Genomic DNA, 18,501 nt, shown 5'->3' with positions numbered 1-18,501 from the left:
CTCGGCGGGATCCCGCTCCGGTCCGCAGGCCACGTCGCCCGCGCCGGATCGGGGTCCTGCAGGCGGGGGTGGGGTCAGTCGGCGGCCTTGGCGGCGCGCTCGGACTTGATGCGGGCCTGCTCGCGGCGGACCTCCGCGTAGCGGTTCTGCTCGACGCGGAGCCACTCGGGGACCTCGTCGAGCAGGGCCTGGATCTCGGGAGTGGTCAGCGCCTCGGTGACGCCGCCGCGGGCGAGCCCCGAGATGGAGACGTTCAGCCGGGAGGCGATGACGGAGCGGGGGTGCGGCCCCTCCTCGCGCAGCTGCACGAGCCAGGCGGGCGGGTTCGCGGCGAGCTCGTCGTACTGCTCGCGCGTGATCGCCGACTCCTGGAACTCCTCCGGGGTCGCGGGCAGGTAGACCTGCAGCTTCTTCGCCGCGGTCGCAGCCTTCATCGTCTGTGTCGCCTTGGCCATGCGGCAACCCTACCGGCGCGGCGCGGACCACCTACCCTGAGGGGATGAGCGAGCAGCCCGAGACCGTCGACCCGCAGGCGGCTCCCGAGGCGGAGGGGCGTCCGGAGGGCGAGGCGGACGCGGCGGCGGACGACGCGTCGGCCGGATCGGGTGCGGTCGGCGCCGGAGCCGGACCCGAGTCGGACGACACGGACGGCGCCTCCGAGGACGGCGACTCCGACGACCTCGACTCCGACCACCTCGACTCCGCCGACCTCGACGCCGAGGACAGCGACGCCGGGGACAGCGATGTCGACGACGCCGCCGACTCCGACGACGCCGACTCCGCCGCCGAGGACGCCGTCCCCGCCGGCCCCGTGCTCGCCGTCGCCCTCGTGCCCGGCGTCACCCCCACCAAGTGGACCCGCGTCTGGGGCCAGCGCCGCTCCGATCTCCCGCTGCGCATCACCGTCGTCGCCGAGCGCGATCAGGAGCAGGCGCTGCTCGACGGCCGCGCGCAGCTGTCGTTCGTCCGCGGCGACGTCTCCTCCTCCGCCCTCAGCTCCATCCACCTCTACGACGAGCAGCCCGTCGCCGTCGTCGGCCGCGAGCACGTCCTGGCCGCCGCGGAGGAGCTCGACGTCGCGGAGCTGGCCGGCGAGCACCTCCTCCAGGACCCGGAGGACGTGCCCGAGTGGGCCGCGGTCGCCGAGGAGATCGCGGACGGCTCGCGGCGCCCGCTGCCGCGCATGGCCGGCCTCGACGACGCGGTCGAGCAGGTCGCGGCCGGCGTGGGCGTTCTGATCGTGCCGCAGTCGGTGGCGCGCGTGCACAGCCGCAAGGACGTGACCGCAGTGCCGGTGACCGGCGTCGCTCCCTCCTCCGTCCGCCTCGCCTGGGTGACGGACGACAAGGGCGACGACGTCGAGGACTTCATCGGAGTCGTCCGCGGCCGCAGCGCGAACACCACGCGCGGCACCGCCGCGACGCCGAAGGTCGAGTCGCGGGCGAAGGCCGCCAAGGCGAAGGCCCGGGAGGCGCGCGAGAAGGCGGAGAGGGCCGGCGGCGGCAAGAAGAAGCCGGCCCGCGCCACGGCGTCCGCGCCGGCGGTGCGGCGCACCCGCAAGCCCCGCGGCCGCTGACCGTGGTCGACGACGCCGACTGGTCGCTCCGCCCCGCGACCTCGGAGGACGCGGCAGCGATCGCCGAGCTGCGCGCGGTCGTCATGCGCCCGTCGCTCGAGACGCTCGACCGCTACGACGAGCACCGCGTGCGGCACCGCTTCCTCGACGGCTACCGGCCCGAGCTCACCCGGGTGATCGAGCTCGACGGCGCCTTCGCCGGGAGCATCGCCGCGCGGGTCGAGCCGGACGCGGTCTGGATCGAGCACTTCTACCTGGCGCCGCACGCACAGGGACGCGGAGTCGGCGGCGCCGTCCTGCGTCGGGTGATGGCGGAGGAGGCGCGGCCGGGTCTGCCCTTCCGGCTCGACGTGCTGAAGCGCAGCGACGCCCGCCGCCTCTACGAGCGGCACGGCTTCCGGTTCGAGCGCGCTCTGGAGTGGGACGACATCCTCGTCGCGCCGCCTGTCTCCTGACCCCTGATCGGGGAGGACGACGGGGCGCGGGCCGCCGCTAGCATGAGCGCGATCCCCTCCGCCGGGTCGGCCGCAGGGCGACCTCCTCCTGGAAGCAGGCACTCCGCCGTGTCCCCGCTCGTTCTGAGGTCCGCCGCCTCCGCGGTCCTCGTCGCCGCCCTGGCGATCACCTCCAGCCCGCTCGCCTCCGCCGCATCGGCGGCCGCGCCGTCGGCCGCCCCCGTCGCCGCATTCGGCGCCGCCTCCGACGCGCCCCGCTCGATCGTGCTCCCCGAGGGGCAGCCGCTCTGGCAGCCCAGCGCCGAGTCCCCCCTGCCCGCCGTGCCGGACGAGGCGCCGAGCGCCGCCCGTGCGAGCGCTGCGGCGTCGATCAGCGGCCGTGTCGTGGTCGAGGAGGCCGACGGCTCGATCGCGACCACCACTCCCCGCGGCGCCCTCCTGAACGTCGAGGTCTGGTCGAGCGAGGCGGGGCTCCTCGGGAACCACTCCGTCGCCGGCGACCTCACCTTCAGCATCGACGGGCTCACCGCCGGGCAGACCTACTACCTGCTGATCAAGGACAACGCCGACCTGTACGCCGACCTCTGGTCCGGCGGCAGCGCCGTCGCCCGCAGCGCCGAGCCGCTCCAGGCCCCGGCGGCCGGCGTGCAGCTGCGCACCGCACGGCTGGGGTCGCTCGAGGGACGCCTGAGCGGCGTCGCGGGCGACCAGCGCGTCGACATCTGGTACCGCGACCCGGGAACCGACGGCTACTTCCGCACCGGCGAGCTCGACGTGATCACGGGCGGCGACAACCCGTACTCGTTCCAGCAGGTCGTCCCCGGCGACTACCTCGTCCGGGCGTCGAGCCGCGACGACGTGATCGACGACAGCTACTGGGACCACGTCCTCCGCTCGGGCGACGCGGGCGACGTGCGCGTCCCGGTGGGCGGATCGGCCGCCGGGATCGACCTCTCGCTGAGCAGCGACTACCAGCAGTACACCGGCCGCCTCGCCGGATCGGACCGCTACGCGACCTCGGTGGAGGCGACGGGCTACTTCTCCCCGGGCATCCCGGTGCTCTACGTGGCCAGCGGGGCGAACTGGCCGGATGCGCTGAGCGCCGGCCCGGCCGCCGCCGCCCTCGGAGGCGCGCTCCTGCTCACCGATCCCGACCGCCTGCCTCGGGTCGTCTCCGACGAGATCCGCCGCCTCCGCCCGGAGCGGGTCGTGGTCGTCGGCAGCGAGCTGAGCGTGAGCCCCGGGGTCCTCTCCGCGATCCGCTCGATCGTCGGCGGCACCGAGCGCATCGGCGGGACGGACCGCTACGACACCTCCCGCCGGATCGTCGCGGACGCCTTCGGCACCGGCCCCTACTCGAACATGTTCGTCGCGACCGGCACGAACTTCCCCGACGCCCTGTCGGCCGCGCCGATCGCCGGCTGGCGGGCGCAGCCCGTGCTGCTGGTCGACGGTGCGACCTCGGGCGCCGACTCCGCGACCGAGACCGCGGTGCGCGACCTGGCGCCGGAGCACGTGGAGTTCCTCGGCGGCGACCCCTCGATCCGGGACGCGTACGTGGCGGACTTCGCGCGTCGCGGCCTCGCCCCCTCGGTCTCGAGGATCGCCGGCCGCGACCGCTACGAGACCAGCGTGGAGCTGAACAGCGCCTACCCCCAGTCGCTGCTGCAGGACAGCGTCTTCCTCGCCGCGGGGTCCTCCTTCGCCGACGCCCTCTCGGGAGCGACGACGGCGGCGGCGCTGGGCTCGTCCGTGCTGCTGACCGAGCGCGACTGCGTGCACGACTCGACGCTGCGCTTCCTGGCCTCCAACTCGAAGAACTACGCGTTCCTGCTCGGCGGGGAGCCGACGCTCACCGAGGACGTGGCGAACCTCCGCAACTGCGAGTACGACTTCTGAAGACGCGTACTCCCGGGGTCCGGGGCTAGGGTGCGACCATGCCCACGAGCGATGAGACCTGGACCCTGGCCGAGCACGACGTACCGGTGTACCGCAGCGGTGAGGGCGGCCGGGCGCTGATCCTGATCCACGAGGTCTGGGGCGTCGACGGGCACATCCGCTCGGTCGCGGACCGCTACGCGGCCGAGGGCTACAGCGTCGTCGCGCCCGAGCTCCTGGCCGACAGCGGCCTGCTCGAGCAGCTCGACGAGGAGCAGCGCGCCGACTACGACCACCCCGTGCGGCGCCTGCCGCGCCAGGTCGAGCTGCGCACCTTCTTCGCCCCCGTCTTCACTCCGGAGCACGCGACGCGCACCGTCGCGATCCTCCGCGCCCTCGTCGAGCGGCTGCTGCGCCAGGAGGGTGCGACCAGCGTCTCCGTCACCGGGTTTTGCTACGGCGGCACCTTCTCGTGGGCGCTCGCGCTGGCCGAGCCGCGGCTGGCCGCTGCCGTGCCGTTCTACGGGCACGTCACCGCGTCCGCGGAGGACCTCGCCGCGCTGCAGGTGCCGGTGCTGGCGTTCCTGGGCGATCAGGACGCTCCCCTCGTCGAGCAGGTGCCGCGCATCCGCGAGGCGACCGAGGGCAAGGACGTCGAGGTCGTCGTCTACCCGGGAGCGGGCCACGCCTTCTTCAACGACGCGAACGAGCAGACCTACCAGGCCGAGGCGGCGACCGACGCCTGGCCGCGGGCGCTCGCGTTCCTCGGAGCGCACGCGGGCTGAGCGGGCCCCCGACGGACGGCGCCCGGCACAGCGGCGCTGAGCTCGCCGACGGCCTGAGTCAGCGCGGTCGGACCGGCAGCCAGCCCCGCCGGGCCGCGAGCACGCCGGCCTGGAAGCGGCTCTCGGCGCCGAGCAGCTCGAAGAGACCGGCGATGTGCCGACGGCAGGTGCGCACGCTGAGGTCCAGCCGTGCCGCGAGCGCCTCGTCGGTGAGCCCGGCGGCGAGGCCCTGCAGGATCGACCGCTGCACCGCGGAGAGGGAGGGCTCCTCCTCGGCACCTGCCGCGTGCAGGGGCGCTGCGAACTCCCACGCCGCGTCGAACACGCGCGCCACGGTCGCCGCGAGCTCGGGGGAGCGGACGACCAGGGCGGCGCGGTCGTCCTCGTCGCGGGAGCGGGCGACGATCGCGAGGGAGCGGTCGAAGACCACCAGCCGGAAGGGCAGCACCGGGAGGGTCCGGAACCGCGCGCCCAGCGGCTCGAGCTCCGCGACCGAGCGCCGGAGGGCCGTGTTGTCGCGGCGGCGGTCGTGGTACAGCGTCCGCCTCGCGATGCCGCGCCCGAGCAGCTCGCGGTCGACGGCGTCGCTCGCCTCGTGCCGCTCCACGCTGCTGGTGCCGGGAGCGGCGATCAGCACCTCCTCCGAGGCTCCGCGCTGCAGGTCGAGGAGCAGCCGGAGGACGGTCGCCGGGTCCTCGATCACCTCCACCTGCTCCGCGGCGGCGAGGGCGCTGCGGGCGCTCCGGTACGCGGGGACGAGGGCCATCAGCTCGCTGCGGCGGCGGGTGATCCCGGTCTGCAGCTCGAGGAGGCGCCGCTCGTCGTCGGCGATCAGCTCGGCCAGGGCGATGTCCGGTGCGGCCGTGGCGAGCGACTCCGCCCCCGCGTGCAGCGGAGCGAGCAGCCGGAGCCCGATCAGCTCGTCGCGCGCCTCGCGGAGGCCGTCGACGGTGACGCCGAGCTCGTCCGACGCGCTCTCGAGCGACCAGTCTCCGCGCACGGACGCGTGCAGGTACAGCGCGATCGCGTTCTCGCTCAGCACCGGCGGCCCCCCCGTTCTCCCGACCCTCCCGAGTGTAGGAGGCGCGCATTCAGCGCCGCCGCGCGAGAACCGCGACGACGGCGAGCTCACCGGCGAGGACCAGCGCCACCGCTCCGAACACGGCCGGGCCGACCAGCGCGGCGAGCGGAGTGAGACCGGCGTTCGCGAGGAGGGGGGCGAGGAGACCGATCACGACGCCGGTGCGGCGGGCGGGGGGCTGCCGGCGGGCGACGGCGACGACGCTCAGCGAGGTCGCGGCGGCGGCCGCGAGCACGAGCACGAGGACAGCCGCGGGGTGCGGCTCCCCGAGCAGGAGCAGCGCGGCCAGCGCGGCCCAGGCGAGGGCGCCTCCGGCGGCGACGGGGCGGAGGTGCGGGGTGGCGGCGGGTGCAGTGGCGGTCATGGTCCGTCCTCTCGTCGTGGTCCTCCGAGCCTCGCGGAGGGCCGTCGGCGGCACCAGATCAGCATCCGGGCACGGCAGCATCCGGACATGCGGCGGACCCCCCGGCCCCGCGCGGGGCGGAGGGTCGGGGGCCCGCCCAACGCACGGGCAGGCTCCGGCCGTGGCAGCATCCGGTCAGCCGGCCTCGCGCAGCCTCCCGCCGGCGAGGTGCAGGCAGCGCTGCGCGCGGCGGGCGACGGCGGAGTCGTGGGTGACGATGACCAGCGTCAGCCCGCGCTCCCGCCACAGCTCCTCGAGCAGCAGCATGATCTCGTCGCGGGTGCCCTCGTCGAGGGCGCCGGTCGGCTCGTCGGCCAGGAGCACGCGCGGATCCTTGACGAGCGCGCGGGCGATCGCGACGCGCTGCTGCTGGCCGCCGGAGAGCTCAGCGGGCAGGTGGTCGACCCGGTCGCCCAGGCCGACCGAGACGAGGGCCGCTCGGGCCCGCTCGGCGCGCTCGCCGGCGCGGATCCTCTGCGGGGCGAGAGCGGTCTCGACGTTCTCGAGCGCGGTGAGCGTCGGGATCAGGTTGAAGCTCTGGAAGACGATCCCCACCTCCGTCGCGCGCACGGACGCCAGGACGCCGTTCCCCGCGGAGGAGAGCTCCCGGTCGTCGAGGAGGACGGTGCCGGAGGTCGGCCGGTCGAGGGCGCCGAGCAGCTGAAGCAGGGTCGATTTGCCCCCGCCGGTCGGCCCCTGGACGGCCACCATCTGGCCGTCGGGGATGGTCAGGGTCACGTCCGCGAGCGCGGTGACCGCGGTTCTCGCGGTGTCGTAGCGCTTGCTGACGTCGGTGAGGGTGTACACAAGTGGTCCTTTCGAGAGGGGGACGGAGCGGTGGCGGATCAGGAGGCGGAGCGCAGCGCCGCGGCGGGGCGCAGGCGGGCGGCCCGCCAGCCGCCGAAGGCCCCGGCGAGGAGTCCGCCGAGCACGGCGAGACCGACGGCGAGCAGGATCACCGGCACGGTGACCGGTAGGGAGAGGACCACGTCGGCGGTGGTCGCAACGGCCCGCTGTGCTCCGGGCCCGCCGAAGCCCCCGGGTCCGGCGGCCTGAGCCGTGGCCGTCGAGCCCGACAGGGTCGGCCCGACGGCGTTGACGATCGCCACTCCGATGAGCCCCAGCAGCATGCCGGCCGCGCCACCGAGGAGACCCTGCACCACGGACTCGCCCGCCACCTGGCGGACGATCGCGCCGTCGCTCCAGCCGATGGCCTTCAGCGTGCCGAACTCGCGGGTGCGGCGGGCGACCCCGGAGACCGTGAAGAGGATCGCGATCAGGAACGCGGCCGCCAGCACCAGCAGCGAGAGCCACGTGCCGAGGTCGGCGACGAGCTCGCCCGCCGTCGAGAGCGAGCCCGAGACGGTGGAGGCGAGGTCGGCCTGGGTGGCGACCGTCGTGTCCGGCAGGGCGGCCTGCAGCGCGGCCTGGATCGCGGAGATGTCGTTTGCCGACGCGGCCTGCACGTACACGGACGAGATCATCCCGGCCTGCCCGGAGAGCGTCTGCGCCACGTCGAGCGGGACGTAGGTGTCGGAGGCGCTGCTCGCCTCGGTCGAGTCCGAGGTGACGATGCCGACCACGGCGAAGTCCGTGCCGCCGATCGCGAGCGTCGATCCGACCGAGAGCCCGGCCGTGATGGCGTACGCGGAGTCGACGACCACCACGTCCTGCCCGGCGTCCTCGGCCGTGAGCGTGCGGCCGTCGGTGAGCGCGACGTCGGCCAGCGGGCCGATCGCGGAGCCGGAGGGGTCGAGTCCGAGCACCGAGAACGAGTCGACGCCGAACGACGAGCCCCCTGCGCCGTCGGGTCCGCCCGCCGGGGGAGCGCCGGCCCCGTCTTGATCCGTCGGTGCGGCGGCGTCGTCCGTGCCGGTCTGCGTCCGCCCGGGCAGCTCGCCCGAGAAGGTCGTGCTGGTCAGCGCGAGCACGCCGATGGCGGTCCGCACGTCGTCGACGCCGAGTGCGGTCTGCACGGCGGAGGAGTCGAAGGTCGCGGTGCCGCGGTCTGCTTGCAGCAGGGAGCGGCTGACAGAGGTGGTGCCGTCGTCGGTGGTGCCGTCCTCCGAGCCGAAGTCGAAGCGCTGCCCGCCGCCGGAATCGTCGGCGGGTGCGGCGGCGGCCCGGGTGACGGTGATGTCGGTGCCCACTCCGTAGACGGATCCGAGGACCGATGCCTGCGCGGTGCGGACGCCGGCGGCGAAGGAGGTGACGAGGATGACGAGGGCGATGGCGAGCGCCAGTCCAGCGGCGACGATCATCGTCTGCCGTCGCCGGTGGGTGAGCTCGCGCCGGAGGTAGATGGCGAACACGGGGTCCTTCCGAGAGGGGCCGGGCACGGGATCGCTCGGCTTCCTCGACCGTAGGGAGACCTCCTCTCCGGACCTTCGCTGTCGGCTATGGGCACCCGATGAGCGCAGCCGCTCCTTCCGGCGCGCTCCTGCTCCCCGGGCGCCCGCTCTTCCCGGGGCGGTGCCCGCGGTCGTAGGCTCGCGCTCATCCGCAACGGGAGGGGCCGACGATGACCGCCACGAGAGAGACGTCCGCCCCGCCCGAGCTCAAGCGGGTGCTCGGCCCCAAGCTGCTGCTGCTGTTCGTGGTCGGCGACATCCTCGGGACCGGGATCTACGCCCTCACCGGGCAGGTCGCGGCCGAGGTGGGCGGGGCCGCGTGGCTCCCCTTCGTGATCGCGTTCGTCGTCGCCACGCTCACCGCCTGCTCCTACCTGGAGCTGGTGACGAAGTACCCGCAGGCGGCGGGCGCCGCGCTCTACGCGCACAAGGCGTTCGGGATCCACTTCGTCACGTTCCTCGTCTGCTTCACCGTGATGGCGAGCGGCATCACCTCGGCCTCCGCCGCCTCGGGCGCCTTCGCGAGCAACTTCGCGATCGGCTTCGGGCTCGGGGACGGCGCGGGGACGCGGCTGAGCATCGCGCTGGTGTTCATGGTCTGCATCGCCCTGGTGAACCTGCGCGGTGTCGCCGAGAGCGTCGGGCTGAACGTGGTGCTCACCCTGATCGAGCTCTCGGGCCTGCTGCTGGTGATCTTCGTGTGCTTCTTCGCGGTGTTCGGCGGGCAGGCCGACTTCTCCCGGGTGGTCGCGTTCGAGGCACCGGAGGACAAGTCGCTGCTGCTCGCGGTGAGCACCGCGACCTCGCTGGCGTTCTTCGCGATGGTCGGATTCGAGGACTCCGTGAACATGGCGGAGGAGACGAAGGAGCCCAGCCGCATCTTCCCGCGCGTGATGCTCACGGGTCTCGGCATCACCGCCGTGGTCTACGTGCTCGTATCCACGCTCGCCGTCGCGATCGTCCCCGTGGGGGAGCTGGCCGGCAACGACACTCCGCTCGTCACGGTCGTCGAGGCCGCGGCGCCCGACTTCCCGATCTCGACGCTCCTGCCCTTCATCTCGCTCTTCGCCGTGGCCAACAGCGCGCTGATCAACATGATGATGGCCAGCCGCCTGCTCTACGGGATGAGCCGCCAGGGCGTGCTGCCACCGTTCCTGCAGAACGTGCTGCGCGGACGGCGCACGCCGTGGGCCGCGATCCTCTTCACGACGGTGATCGCCCTGCTCCTCACCGCCTACGTGTCGCGCGACCCCTCCGACCCCATCGCGGTGCTCCTGGGCGGGACCACGTCGCTCCTCCTGCTGGCGGTCTTCGCCGTCGTCAACGTCTCCGTGCTGGTCCTGCGGCGGCAGCCGGTCGAGCACCGTCACTTCCGGACCCCCACCGTGCTGCCGGTGCTGGGCACGATCGCCTGCGTCTACCTGGTGCTGCCGATCACCTCGGGACGCGACACGGCCCAGTACGGGATCGCGGGGGTGCTGCTCGTGATCGGCGTCCTGCTCTGGGCGGCGACCTTCATCGACCGGCGGGTCCGCGGCTATGCGCGCACCGCGGCGATCGCTCCGGAGGAGCTCGACGCCGATCCCGCGGAGGACGCATCGGGAGCGCACAGCGACGGCATCGGCCGGTCATAGCCGATCCATAGGGAACTCCCGATACTGGAGTCATGAGCACCCCGGCCCCCTCGAAGCACCTCGCCCCCGCGCAGCGCACCCGCCTCAAGCGGGCCGACGGGACGCCGATCCGCGTCCTCGTCGTCGACGACGAGAGCACCCTCACCGATCTGCTCCAGATGGCGCTGCGCTACGAGGGCTGGGAGGTGCGCACCGCCGCCGAGGGCCGCGCCGCGATCACGATCACCCGCGAGTTCCGGCCCGACGTGATCGTGCTCGACGTGATGCTCCCCGACATCGACGGCCTCCAGGTCCTGCAGCGGGTCCGCGCGGACGGCAGCGAGACCCCGGTCCTCTTCCTCACCGCGAAGGACGCGCTCGACGACCGGATCGCCGGGCTCACCGCCGGCGGCGACGACTACGTCACCAAGCCCTTCTCCCTCGAGGAGCTGGTCGCCCGGATGCGCGGTCTCATCCGCCGCAGCACCCTGCTCGCCAACGACGCGGACGACCCCGAGGTCGTCGTGGGGGACCTCGTGCTGAACGAGGACAGCCACGAGGTCCGCCGGGGCGGCGACGAGATCGAGCTGACCGCCACCGAGTTCGAGCTGCTGCGCTTCCTGATGCGCAATCCGCGCCGCGTGCTCAGCAAGGCCCAGATCCTCGACCGGGTCTGGTCGTACGACTTCGGCGGCAAGTCGAGCGTGGTCGAGATCTACATCTCGTACCTGCGCAAGAAGATCGACGCCGGCCGATCGCCGATGATCCACACCGTGCGCGGCGCCGGCTACCTCCTGAAGCCCGCCGACCAGTGAGCCGCACCGGCCGCCCGTCGCTCGGCGACTTCGCGACCCGCTCCGCCCTCCGCAGCTCCCGCCGGGGCCGGCGCGCGCCGTGGACTCTGCGGCGGCGGATGGTCGTCGCCGTGGTCGCGCTCGTCGCGGTGACGGCGGGCGTCGTGGGAGCGGTCAGCGTGCTCTCCGCGCGCTCGATCCTCTACGGCAGCACGGACGCGTCGCTCAGCCAATCGGTCACGCGCCTCCAGGACTTCGACGGGCCGAGCCGCTTCGGCGGGTCGAGCGCGATCGAGCAGGCCACGACCTGCCCCAGCGGATCCTTCGGCGGCGGCCCGAGCCAGAACCTCAGCACCATCACCGCCGTCCAGGGCTCGGACGGCTCCTTCATCGGCGCCTACGTCGACGCCGACGGGGTCTGCCGGCAGTTCTCGGACCCGGCCGACTCGGTGCTCGCGGCGGCCGTCGCCGCGGGGGGCGAGGAGGCGACCATCGAGCTGCCCGGGAGCCTCGGGACCTACCGCGTGCGCGCGGCGGCGGTCGAGGGCTCCGTCGTCGTCGTCGGCGTCCCCCTGGGCGAGGTCGCCGAGACGCTCGCCTCCCTCACCTGGGTGGTCGTCGTGGTGGTGCTGCTGGCGATGCTGCTGGTCGCCCTCGTCGCCACCGCGATCATCCGCGTGGCCCTGCGGCCCCTGGAGCGGGTGGAGGCGACGGCGACCCGCGTGGCCGAGCTGCCGCTGGACCGCGGCGCCGTCGAGCTGGTCGAGCGGGTCCCGGAGGAGGACGCCGACACCCGCACCGAGGTCGGCCGCGTCGGCGCCGCCTTCAACCGCATGCTCGACCACGTCACCGGTGCCCTGGAGTCGCGGCAGGCGAGCGAGGACAAGGTGCGGCAGTTCGTCGCCGACGCCTCGCACGAGCTGCGGACCCCCCTCGCGGCGATCCGCGGCTACGCGGAGCTGCCCCGGCGCGGCGGGACCGAGCTGCCGGAGTCGGCGGCCTACTCCCTCGATCGGATCGAGTCCGCCGCCACCCGGATGACCTCGCTGGTCGAGGACCTCCTCCTGCTCGCCCGCCTCGACGAGGGCCGCGACCTCGAGAAGGAGCCCGTCGACCTGACGCTGCTCGTGATCGAGGCGCTCTCGGACGCGCACGCCGCGGGGCCCGACCACGAATGGGACCTCGAGCTCCCCGAGGAGCCGATCGAGATCCGCGGCGACGGCTTCCGGCTGCACCAGGTGGTCGCCAATCTGCTGCGGAACGCGACCGTGCACACGCCCCCCGGCACCCGGGTCGTGGCGGCGCTCGCCGAGGAGGTGTCGGAGGGGCGGCCGATCGCGGTCGTCACGGTCACCGACTCCGGCCCGGGCATCGCGCCGGAGCTGGTACCGGTGCTGTTCGAGCGCTTCGCCCGCGGCGACTCCTCCCGAGCGCGCACGACCGGATCGACGGGGCTGGGGCTGGCGATCGTGGCGGCGGTCGTCGACGCCCACGGCGGGCGCGTCCTCGTCGCGTCCGAGCCGGGGCGGACGAGCTTCCGCGTCGAGCTGCCGGCGGGCTGAGGGCAGGGACGGCGGTCTCCCGCCGCCCGCCCTAGACCGAGACGCCCAGTCGGCGGCGCGCGTCGTCGAGGGTCCGCACCACGGCGACCACCTCGTCGAGCGGGTGCAGCGGCGACTCGGTGCGCCCCTCCGTCACGTACTGCGCGACGTGCAGCGCCTCCCAGGCGAGGCCCTCGCCGCCCTGGAGCGGCGTCTCGTCGATCCACGACCCGCTCTCGGAGCCGCGGGTGAGCGTCACGCCGCCCGGCCTCCAGAACGACGGGTGCACGTCGATCCGCCCCGCCCGCCCCGCGACGCTCGCCGCGTGGCGGGTGTCGGCCAGCACTGTCGAGGTGGCCACCGACTGCACCCCGTGCGCGTGGCTGCCGACGATCGTCGCGGTCGCGTCGACGCCGGTCGAGCTCATGCTGCCGGCGACGACGGTGCTCTGCGGGGTGCCGGCCACCATCGAGACGAAGGAGGAGGCGTAGACGCCGACGTCCAGCAGGCCGCCCCCCGCGAGCGCCGGGTCGAAGATCCGGCTGGAGGGGTCGAAGTCGAAGGCGGCGCCGAAGTCGGCCGAGACGACGGCCGGCGCGCCGACCGCCCCGTCGGCGAGCAGCTGCCGCACGACGTCCATGTGCGGCAGGTAGCGCATCCACATCGCCTCCATCGCGAAGACTCCGGCGTCGCGCGCGGCGTGCACGATCATCTCGGCCTCGCCCGGGGTCGGCGCGAACGGCTTCTCGACCAGGATGTGCTTGCCCGCGGCGATGGCGAGCAGCGCCTGGCGCGCGTGCTCCGAGTGCGGGGAGGCGATGTAGACCACGTCGACCTCCGGATCCTCGACCACGGCCTCGTAGCCGGCCGAGGCCCGCTCGATCCCGAACCGGCTCGCGAACCGCTCCGCGCGCTCGAGCGAGCGGGAGCCGACCGAGACCACGCGCTGCCGGGTGTGCTTCTGGAGCGCCTCGACGAACGAGCCGGCGATCGAGCCGGGCGCGATCACCCCCCAGCGCAGGACGGGGGAGTCGAGGAGGGAGGGGAGTCGGGGCTCGGGGAGCGTCAGTGCCATGCGACCACGCTAGGGCCCCGTGCCCGGCGGGGGCGAGGGGGTGCGCGGCGGTCCCCTAGGGTGTGACGGCACGCGCAGTCGCGGGCGGAGGAGGACGTCATGCCCGAGTGGTACACCCTGGGCGTCGTCGCCCTCGTGATCGTCGTGGTGGTCGTCGCGATCGTGCGGTTCCGGTTCAACCCGGTGCTGGCGCTGGCCGTGGGAGCCGCCGCGATCGGCCTGCTCACCGGGCTCGGCCCCGTCGACACCGTCTCCACGATGACCACCGGCTTCGGCGAGGTGATGATGGAGGCTGGCCTCCTGATCGGCTGGGGCGTGCTCATCGGCGCGATGCTCAACGAGATGGGCGCCGTCGTCCGGCTCGTCGAGGGCCTGCTGCGCGTCTTCGGCCGCCGCGGGATCCCCTACGCGCTGGGCCTGTCCTTCGCCACGTACCTGCAGACGATCTTCGTCGACGCGCTGATCGTGATCGCGGCCCCGCTCGCGCGCCGGATCGCGCCGCGGCTGGGGCGCGCGGGCACCGGCATCGTCGCCGTGACCTTCGCCGTCGGGCTCGAGACGGGCATCGTGATGATGGTGCCCGGCTTCGCCGCGGTCGCGCTCGCGGGGCTGCTCGGAGTGCCGCTGGGCGTGATGATGCTCGGCGGGTTCGCGGTGGTGGCGCCGACGGTCGTGGTCACGATCCTGCTGATGTCGCTCGCGTTCCGCCTCGGCTTCTGGGACCCGGCGCGCGACGAGCAGCTGGTCGTGCGCGACGACACGACCGGGCTCGCGACGGTGGGGGCGGCGTCGGCCGCGGACGGCGGACGGCTGCCGTCGTTCGGCGCGCGGGGGAGCGGCGGGGCGTCCTCGAGCGGAGCCGGAGCGGCATCGGGCGGCTCGTCCGGCTCGTCCATCGAGGACGCGGCGGGTCCCGCCGAGGCGCAGGACGCCCACGCCGCCCGCGAGCGCCCGCTCCTGCTCCTCTTCGCGCCCATGCTCCTCGCCCTCCTGCTCATCGCCGCGCAGGCGGTGCTCACCGTCTCCGGGATCGAGCTGCCGGTGCTGCAGTTCCTCGGGAACCCCGTCATCGCGCTCCTCCTCGCCGTGATCGGCACCGGAGTGGTCGGCCGGTCCACCGTGGGAACCGCGCGGATGGAGAAGGCCGTCGCCAAGGGCTTCCAGGACGGCGGGCAGATCTTCCTGCTCACCGGCGTCGGCGGGGCGCTCGCCGCGGTGATCGCGCAGGGCGACCTCGGCGAGATCCTGAAGGGCTACTTCTCGACCTCGGCGACCGCGCCGCTGCTGCTCGTCTGGGTGATGGCGGCCGTGCTGCACATCGCGGTCGGCTCGGTCACGCTCTCGGCGATCACGGCGGCCGGAGTCGTCGCGCCGGTCGCCGCGACACTCGGCCTCGACCCTCTGCTGATCGCGCTCGCCGCGGGCTCCGGCGCGCTGTTCTGCATCCACGTCACCTCGAACACCTTCTGGCTGCTGCAGAGCTTCCTCGGCCAGTCGGTCCGCGGCGCCCTCAAGTCCGTGACCGTCGGCGTCTCCCTCGCCTCCGTCCTCGCGCTCGGCGCCACGCTCGTCCTCTCCCTCTTCCTCTGACCGGGCCCTCCCTCCTCCTTCCGCCGGATGCCACTCGGGTACTCGAGTCGCCGGGCCAGGCGTACCGAAGAGGCATCTCGCGGAGGTGACCCGGCCGACACGTGACGGAAACATGGAGCCTCTATCTTCCTGAGAGGGTTCACATCCGATTCGGAGATCCAGACGCCGACGGGGGCCCGATCCGTTCCGTCACGCCTCGACAAGGGAAGAACTCCGCTTGAGATCTCGAACCGCCCTCGCCTCCGGATGCGCCGCGCTCGCGCTCGCCGCCGGCGGCCTCCTGGTCGCCCCGCCGGCGACCGCCACGACGACAGCACCCGCCGACTACACCCGCGTGGACATCGTGCGTCCGCCGTCCGCTCCGATCGCGGTGCCGACCAGCTATCCGCAGCAGACCCCGCTGACCGAGGTGCCCGTCGACCCGACCGACGCCTCGCTCCTGCGCGGAGTCACCCCCTACGACGCCATCGCGCCGCAGCTGAACGCGCTCGCCGCCCGCTCCGACCGGGTCTCGACCCAGGTGGTCGGGAAGTCCGGCCTCGGCCGCGACATCTACCTGGTCACCGTCACCGCCCCCGAGACCGAGGCCGAGACGGCGCAGCAGGCCGAGTGGCGCGACCGGCTCAAGTACGAGCCCGCCGCCGCAGCCGCCGACGCCGAGCTGATGGACGGCTACAAGGTGCCGGTCTGGTTCAACGGCAACATCCACGGCAACGAGTGGGAGGGCAGCGACGCGATCCTCGAGTACATCGAGGGCGTCGCCACCGCCGAGGACGCGGAGACCGAGGCGCTGCTCGAGGGCAACCGCCTCTACTTCACCGTCACCAACAACCCCGACGGCCGCGCCCTCGGCCAGCGCGCCGTCGCCGCGGGCTACGACCCGAACCGCGACATGATCACCGGAGCCACCAGCGAGGCGGCCGTGATCCGCGACCTCTCGAGCGTGCTCCAGCCCACGTACTTCATCGACATCCACGGCTACACCGGGATCCTCCAGGTCGAGCCCTGCGGCCCGCCGCACGGCGAGAACTACGAGTACGACCTCTTCCTCCCGCACGCCTACGCGACCGCGCTCGAGATCGAGCGCCGCGTCGTCGAGGCCGACGTGCCCGGCAACACCTACCTCGCCGAGGACGGCAGCGCCACCACGGACAACACCGGGAAGATCCTCATCCCCTACCGCGACATCCGCGCGGGCTGGGACGACTGGCCCCCCATCTTCGCCCCGCAGTACGTCGCCTTCCAGGGCGCGATCACCAACACGGTGGAGCTTCCGCTCGGCCGCACGGCCAACAGCACTCCGGAGGAGATCGCCCAGGGCCAGGCCAACGCGGACATCGACGTCGAGGTCGCCGGGATCGTCATGGACGCCTCCGTCGACTACATCGAGGCCAACCGCGACGCGCTCCTGAGCAACCAGGTCGCCATCTTCGAGCGCGGCGTCACCGGCGCCCCCGCCGTCGAGATCCCCGCCGACGTCTCCGCGGCCGACCTGCCCGCGGGCGTGCCGACCGAGTGGACCGAGATCTGGGACGAGACCGACGTCTACACGACCGAGTACCCGCGCGCCTACGTCATCCCCGTCGACGGCACGCAGCGCTCCGTCTCGGACGCCGAGACCCTCGTCGCGCAGCTGCTCGCCCACGGCGTCGAGGTGTCGCGGACCACGGCCGCCACGAGCGTCGAAGGAGTCTCCTACCCCGCGGGCACCTACCTGGTCGACATGCACCAGTCGGTCCGCGGCCTCGCCAACGTCCTCCTCGCCGACGGCAGCGACATCTCGAGCCGCGTGCCCGAGATGTACGACGTCTCGGCCTGGAGCCTCTCGCTCCTCTGGGGCGCCGACGTGCAGGCGATCGGCTCCACCACCGACGCCCTCCCGGCCGTCGGCCTGGAGCCGGTCACCGCCGTCGCTCCGATCGGCTCCGTCCAGGCAGACGCCGACTACCTCGCCTTCGAGCCGCGCGGCGTCCTGGAGTACCAGGCCGTCAACGCGCTGCTGGCCGACGGCGTCGCCCTCGAGCAGTTCGAGGACGGCACCATCGCCCTGCGTGCCGACGCCGCCGGGCTCGCGGCCGCCGAGGGAGCCGCCGCCGTCTTCGGCGTCGACTTCACGGCGACCACCGCCGATCGCGTGCGCGCCGAGGACGGGAAGGCGCTCGACGCCCTCTGCGTCGCCTACTCCGGCACGAACGAGGACCGCGACGCGCTGGCCAAGCTCGGCTTCGCCGACGCGGTCGCCGTCGACGCGGCCGCGCTCACCGCGGGCACCGCGACCCTCGAGGGCGCCGACGTGCTCTACGTGGGACGCGCTCTCTCCTTCACCCCGGAGCAGGCCGCGGGCCGCACCGTGGTCGAGGAGTTCCTCGCGGCGGGCGGCGACGTCGTCGGCCGCGGTGGCGCTGGAGCGGCCTTCGTGTCCGACTTCGGCCTGGCCGAGCTGACCGCGCAGACCGGCACCAGCGGCTCCAACGGCGTCGTCTCGGTCGAGACGCCCGCCGGCGGAGTCCTCGGCGACTATCCGCAGGACACCGCGTTCGTCTCGCCGGCACTGTGGTTCGCCGGTTTCGACGAGTCGGTCGCGGTCGAGCAGAGCTACTCGGAGGACGGCACGTTCGTCGCCGGGCACTGGGTCGACTCCGAGGGTCAGTCCCGGAGCGACGCGGCCGGGCAGGCCTCGGCCGTCTCGTTCTCGACGGAGTCGGGCACCGAGGGCTTCCTCTTCGGCACCTCGCCGGTGTTCCGCAACCACCCGGTCGGAGCGTTCAGCGACGTCGCCCGGGCGCTGCTCGCCGTGGCGCCGGAGGGCGCCGCCGTCGAGCTGCCGGGGACTTCGGAGCCCACGCCGACGCCGGAGCCGACCGGCTCGCCGGAGCCGACCGCGACTCCCGAGCCCACGGCGACGCCTGAGCCGACCGGCTCACCGGAGCCGACCGCGACCCCCGAGCCGACGGCGACGCCTGAGCCGACCGTGACGCCCGAGCCGACCGCGAGCCCCGAGCCCACGTCGACCCCGGAGCCCACCGTCGTGCCGACGGCCGGACCGACCGCCACGGCCGCGCCGATCACCGCACCGACCGGCCCCGGCGGTCTCCCCTCCACCGGAGTGGAGACCGGCTCCTGGCTGCTGCTCTCGGGAGGTGCTGTCGCCCTCGGCCTCGGCTCGCTCCTGATCGCCCGCAGCCGTCGCCGGGAGGACCAGGAGGCCTAGCCTCCGCCTCGGGGAGGGATCGGGCGCCCGCCGCCCGGTCCCTCTCCGTTCCTGTTCCCCGTCCCCCTCGTCGCGCTCGAAGATGGCGACCTGGTTGCTCAGGAGCGCGTCGCGGTTGGCCTCGATGTAGTCGACGGAGGCGTCCATG

The 18,501-nt window shown here is 73.8% G+C and carries 15 protein-coding genes; 9 read left to right on the top strand and 6 right to left on the bottom strand.

The features are described from left to right. Positions 1-74 precede the first annotated feature (74 nt). Positions 75-455 carry a DUF5997 family protein gene (locus C5C27_RS03520; protein WP_104223641.1) on the bottom strand — a complete coding sequence of 127 codons (381 nt, stop codon included), beginning with the start codon at positions 453-455 and terminating at the stop codon, positions 75-77. 44 nt (positions 456-499) lie between these two features. Here C5C27_RS03520 and C5C27_RS03515 point away from each other — a divergent pair, with 44 nt between their 5' ends. The 4 genes from C5C27_RS03515 to C5C27_RS03500 all read left to right on the top strand — a co-directional run bounded on the left by C5C27_RS03515 (position 500) and on the right by C5C27_RS03500 (position 4,694). Next, on the top strand, positions 500-1,576 hold the full coding sequence (locus C5C27_RS03515) for a LysR substrate-binding domain-containing protein (protein WP_104313642.1): 1,077 nt from the start codon (positions 500-502) through the stop codon (positions 1,574-1,576). A gap of 2 nt (positions 1,577-1,578) precedes the next feature. Further along, entirely contained in the window at positions 1,579-2,031 is a 453-nt protein-coding gene (locus C5C27_RS03510) for a GNAT family N-acetyltransferase (protein ID WP_258066487.1), read from the top strand. 108 nt (positions 2,032-2,139) lie between these two features. Further along, entirely contained in the window at positions 2,140-3,930 is a 1,791-nt protein-coding gene (locus tag C5C27_RS03505; RefSeq protein ID WP_104313641.1) for a cell wall-binding repeat-containing protein, read from the top strand. 38 nt (positions 3,931-3,968) lie between these two features. Beyond that, positions 3,969-4,694: a dienelactone hydrolase family protein gene (locus C5C27_RS03500; protein WP_104238277.1), complete on the top strand. Its 726-nt coding sequence runs from the start codon at positions 3,969-3,971 to the stop codon at positions 4,692-4,694. A 58-nt stretch (positions 4,695-4,752) separates the two neighbouring features. Here C5C27_RS03500 and C5C27_RS18480 read toward each other — a convergent pair whose 3' ends face one another. From C5C27_RS18480 to C5C27_RS03480, 4 genes are all read right to left on the bottom strand, one after another. After that, a complete protein-coding gene (locus tag C5C27_RS18480) occupies positions 4,753-5,736 on the bottom strand; it encodes a helix-turn-helix transcriptional regulator (RefSeq protein WP_104313640.1) in 984 nt (327 codons plus the stop codon). 49 nt (positions 5,737-5,785) lie between these two features. After that, positions 5,786-6,139: a hypothetical protein gene (locus tag C5C27_RS03490; protein ID WP_104238275.1), complete on the bottom strand. Its 354-nt coding sequence runs from the start codon at positions 6,137-6,139 to the stop codon at positions 5,786-5,788. A 174-nt stretch (positions 6,140-6,313) separates the two neighbouring features. Beyond that, entirely contained in the window at positions 6,314-6,985 is a 672-nt protein-coding gene (locus C5C27_RS03485; RefSeq protein WP_104238274.1) for an ABC transporter ATP-binding protein, read from the bottom strand. Between the two features lie 38 nt (positions 6,986-7,023). Next, complete coding sequence (locus tag C5C27_RS03480; protein ID WP_104313639.1) at positions 7,024-8,490, bottom strand: FtsX-like permease family protein; 1,467 nt, start codon at positions 8,488-8,490, stop codon at positions 7,024-7,026. A 209-nt stretch (positions 8,491-8,699) separates the two neighbouring features. On the opposite strand from C5C27_RS03480, the gene C5C27_RS03475 reads away from it, so the two are divergent. Genes C5C27_RS03475 through C5C27_RS03465 form a run of 3 tightly spaced genes read left to right on the top strand, consistent with a single transcriptional unit; the run spans position 8,700 to position 12,498 of the window. Then, positions 8,700-10,163: an APC family permease gene (locus tag C5C27_RS03475; protein WP_104247764.1), complete on the top strand. Its 1,464-nt coding sequence runs from the start codon at positions 8,700-8,702 to the stop codon at positions 10,161-10,163. Positions 10,164-10,195: 32 nt separating this feature from the next. Continuing rightward, positions 10,196-10,957 carry a response regulator transcription factor gene (locus tag C5C27_RS03470; protein WP_104223650.1) on the top strand — a complete coding sequence of 254 codons (762 nt, stop codon included), beginning with the start codon at positions 10,196-10,198 and terminating at the stop codon, positions 10,955-10,957. Further along, positions 10,954-12,498 carry a cell wall metabolism sensor histidine kinase WalK gene (locus tag C5C27_RS03465; protein WP_219812137.1) on the top strand — a complete coding sequence of 515 codons (1,545 nt, stop codon included), beginning with the start codon at positions 10,954-10,956 and terminating at the stop codon, positions 12,496-12,498. Before C5C27_RS03470 ends, C5C27_RS03465 begins: the two co-directional genes overlap by 4 nt. A gap of 31 nt (positions 12,499-12,529) precedes the next feature. Here C5C27_RS03465 and C5C27_RS03460 read toward each other — a convergent pair whose 3' ends face one another. After that, on the bottom strand, positions 12,530-13,552 hold the full coding sequence (locus tag C5C27_RS03460) for a Gfo/Idh/MocA family protein (RefSeq protein ID WP_104313638.1): 1,023 nt from the start codon (positions 13,550-13,552) through the stop codon (positions 12,530-12,532). Between the two features lie 99 nt (positions 13,553-13,651). On the opposite strand from C5C27_RS03460, the gene C5C27_RS03455 reads away from it, so the two are divergent. Continuing rightward, complete coding sequence (locus C5C27_RS03455; protein WP_104313637.1) at positions 13,652-15,142, top strand: GntP family permease; 1,491 nt, start codon at positions 13,652-13,654, stop codon at positions 15,140-15,142. 217 nt (positions 15,143-15,359) lie between these two features. Beyond that, complete coding sequence (locus tag C5C27_RS03450; RefSeq protein ID WP_104313636.1) at positions 15,360-18,353, top strand: M14 family zinc carboxypeptidase; 2,994 nt, start codon at positions 15,360-15,362, stop codon at positions 18,351-18,353. Positions 18,354-18,501 lie beyond the last annotated feature (148 nt).

Origin of the sequence: Rathayibacter sp. AY2B7, assembly GCF_002931635.1 — a bacterium.
Classification (GTDB): Bacteria; Actinomycetota; Actinomycetes; order Actinomycetales; family Microbacteriaceae; genus Rathayibacter.
The sequence above is the reverse complement of the archived record's forward strand: the minus strand, read 5'-3'. Positions and strand labels throughout refer to the sequence as shown.

What these genes read in the sequence shown, in the direction of transcription:
- C5C27_RS03470 (WP_104223650.1), top strand. Translation starts at nt 10,196, where the DNA reads ATGAGCACCCCGGCCCCCTCGAAGCACCTCGCCCCCGCGCAGCGCACC.
- C5C27_RS03500 (WP_104238277.1), top strand. Translation starts at nt 3,969, where the DNA reads ATGCCCACGAGCGATGAGACCTGGACCCTGGCCGAGCACGACGTACCG.
- C5C27_RS03515 (WP_104313642.1), top strand. Translation starts at nt 500, where the DNA reads ATGAGCGAGCAGCCCGAGACCGTCGACCCGCAGGCGGCTCCCGAGGCG.
- C5C27_RS03475 (WP_104247764.1), top strand. Translation starts at nt 8,700, where the DNA reads ATGACCGCCACGAGAGAGACGTCCGCCCCGCCCGAGCTCAAGCGGGTG.
- C5C27_RS03520 (WP_104223641.1), bottom strand. Translation starts at nt 455, where the DNA reads ATGGCCAAGGCGACACAGACGATGAAGGCTGCGACCGCGGCGAAGAAG.
- C5C27_RS03455 (WP_104313637.1), top strand. Translation starts at nt 13,652, where the DNA reads ATGCCCGAGTGGTACACCCTGGGCGTCGTCGCCCTCGTGATCGTCGTG.
- C5C27_RS03490 (WP_104238275.1), bottom strand. Translation starts at nt 6,139, where the DNA reads ATGACCGCCACTGCACCCGCCGCCACCCCGCACCTCCGCCCCGTCGCC.
- C5C27_RS03460 (WP_104313638.1), bottom strand. Translation starts at nt 13,552, where the DNA reads ATGGCACTGACGCTCCCCGAGCCCCGACTCCCCTCCCTCCTCGACTCC.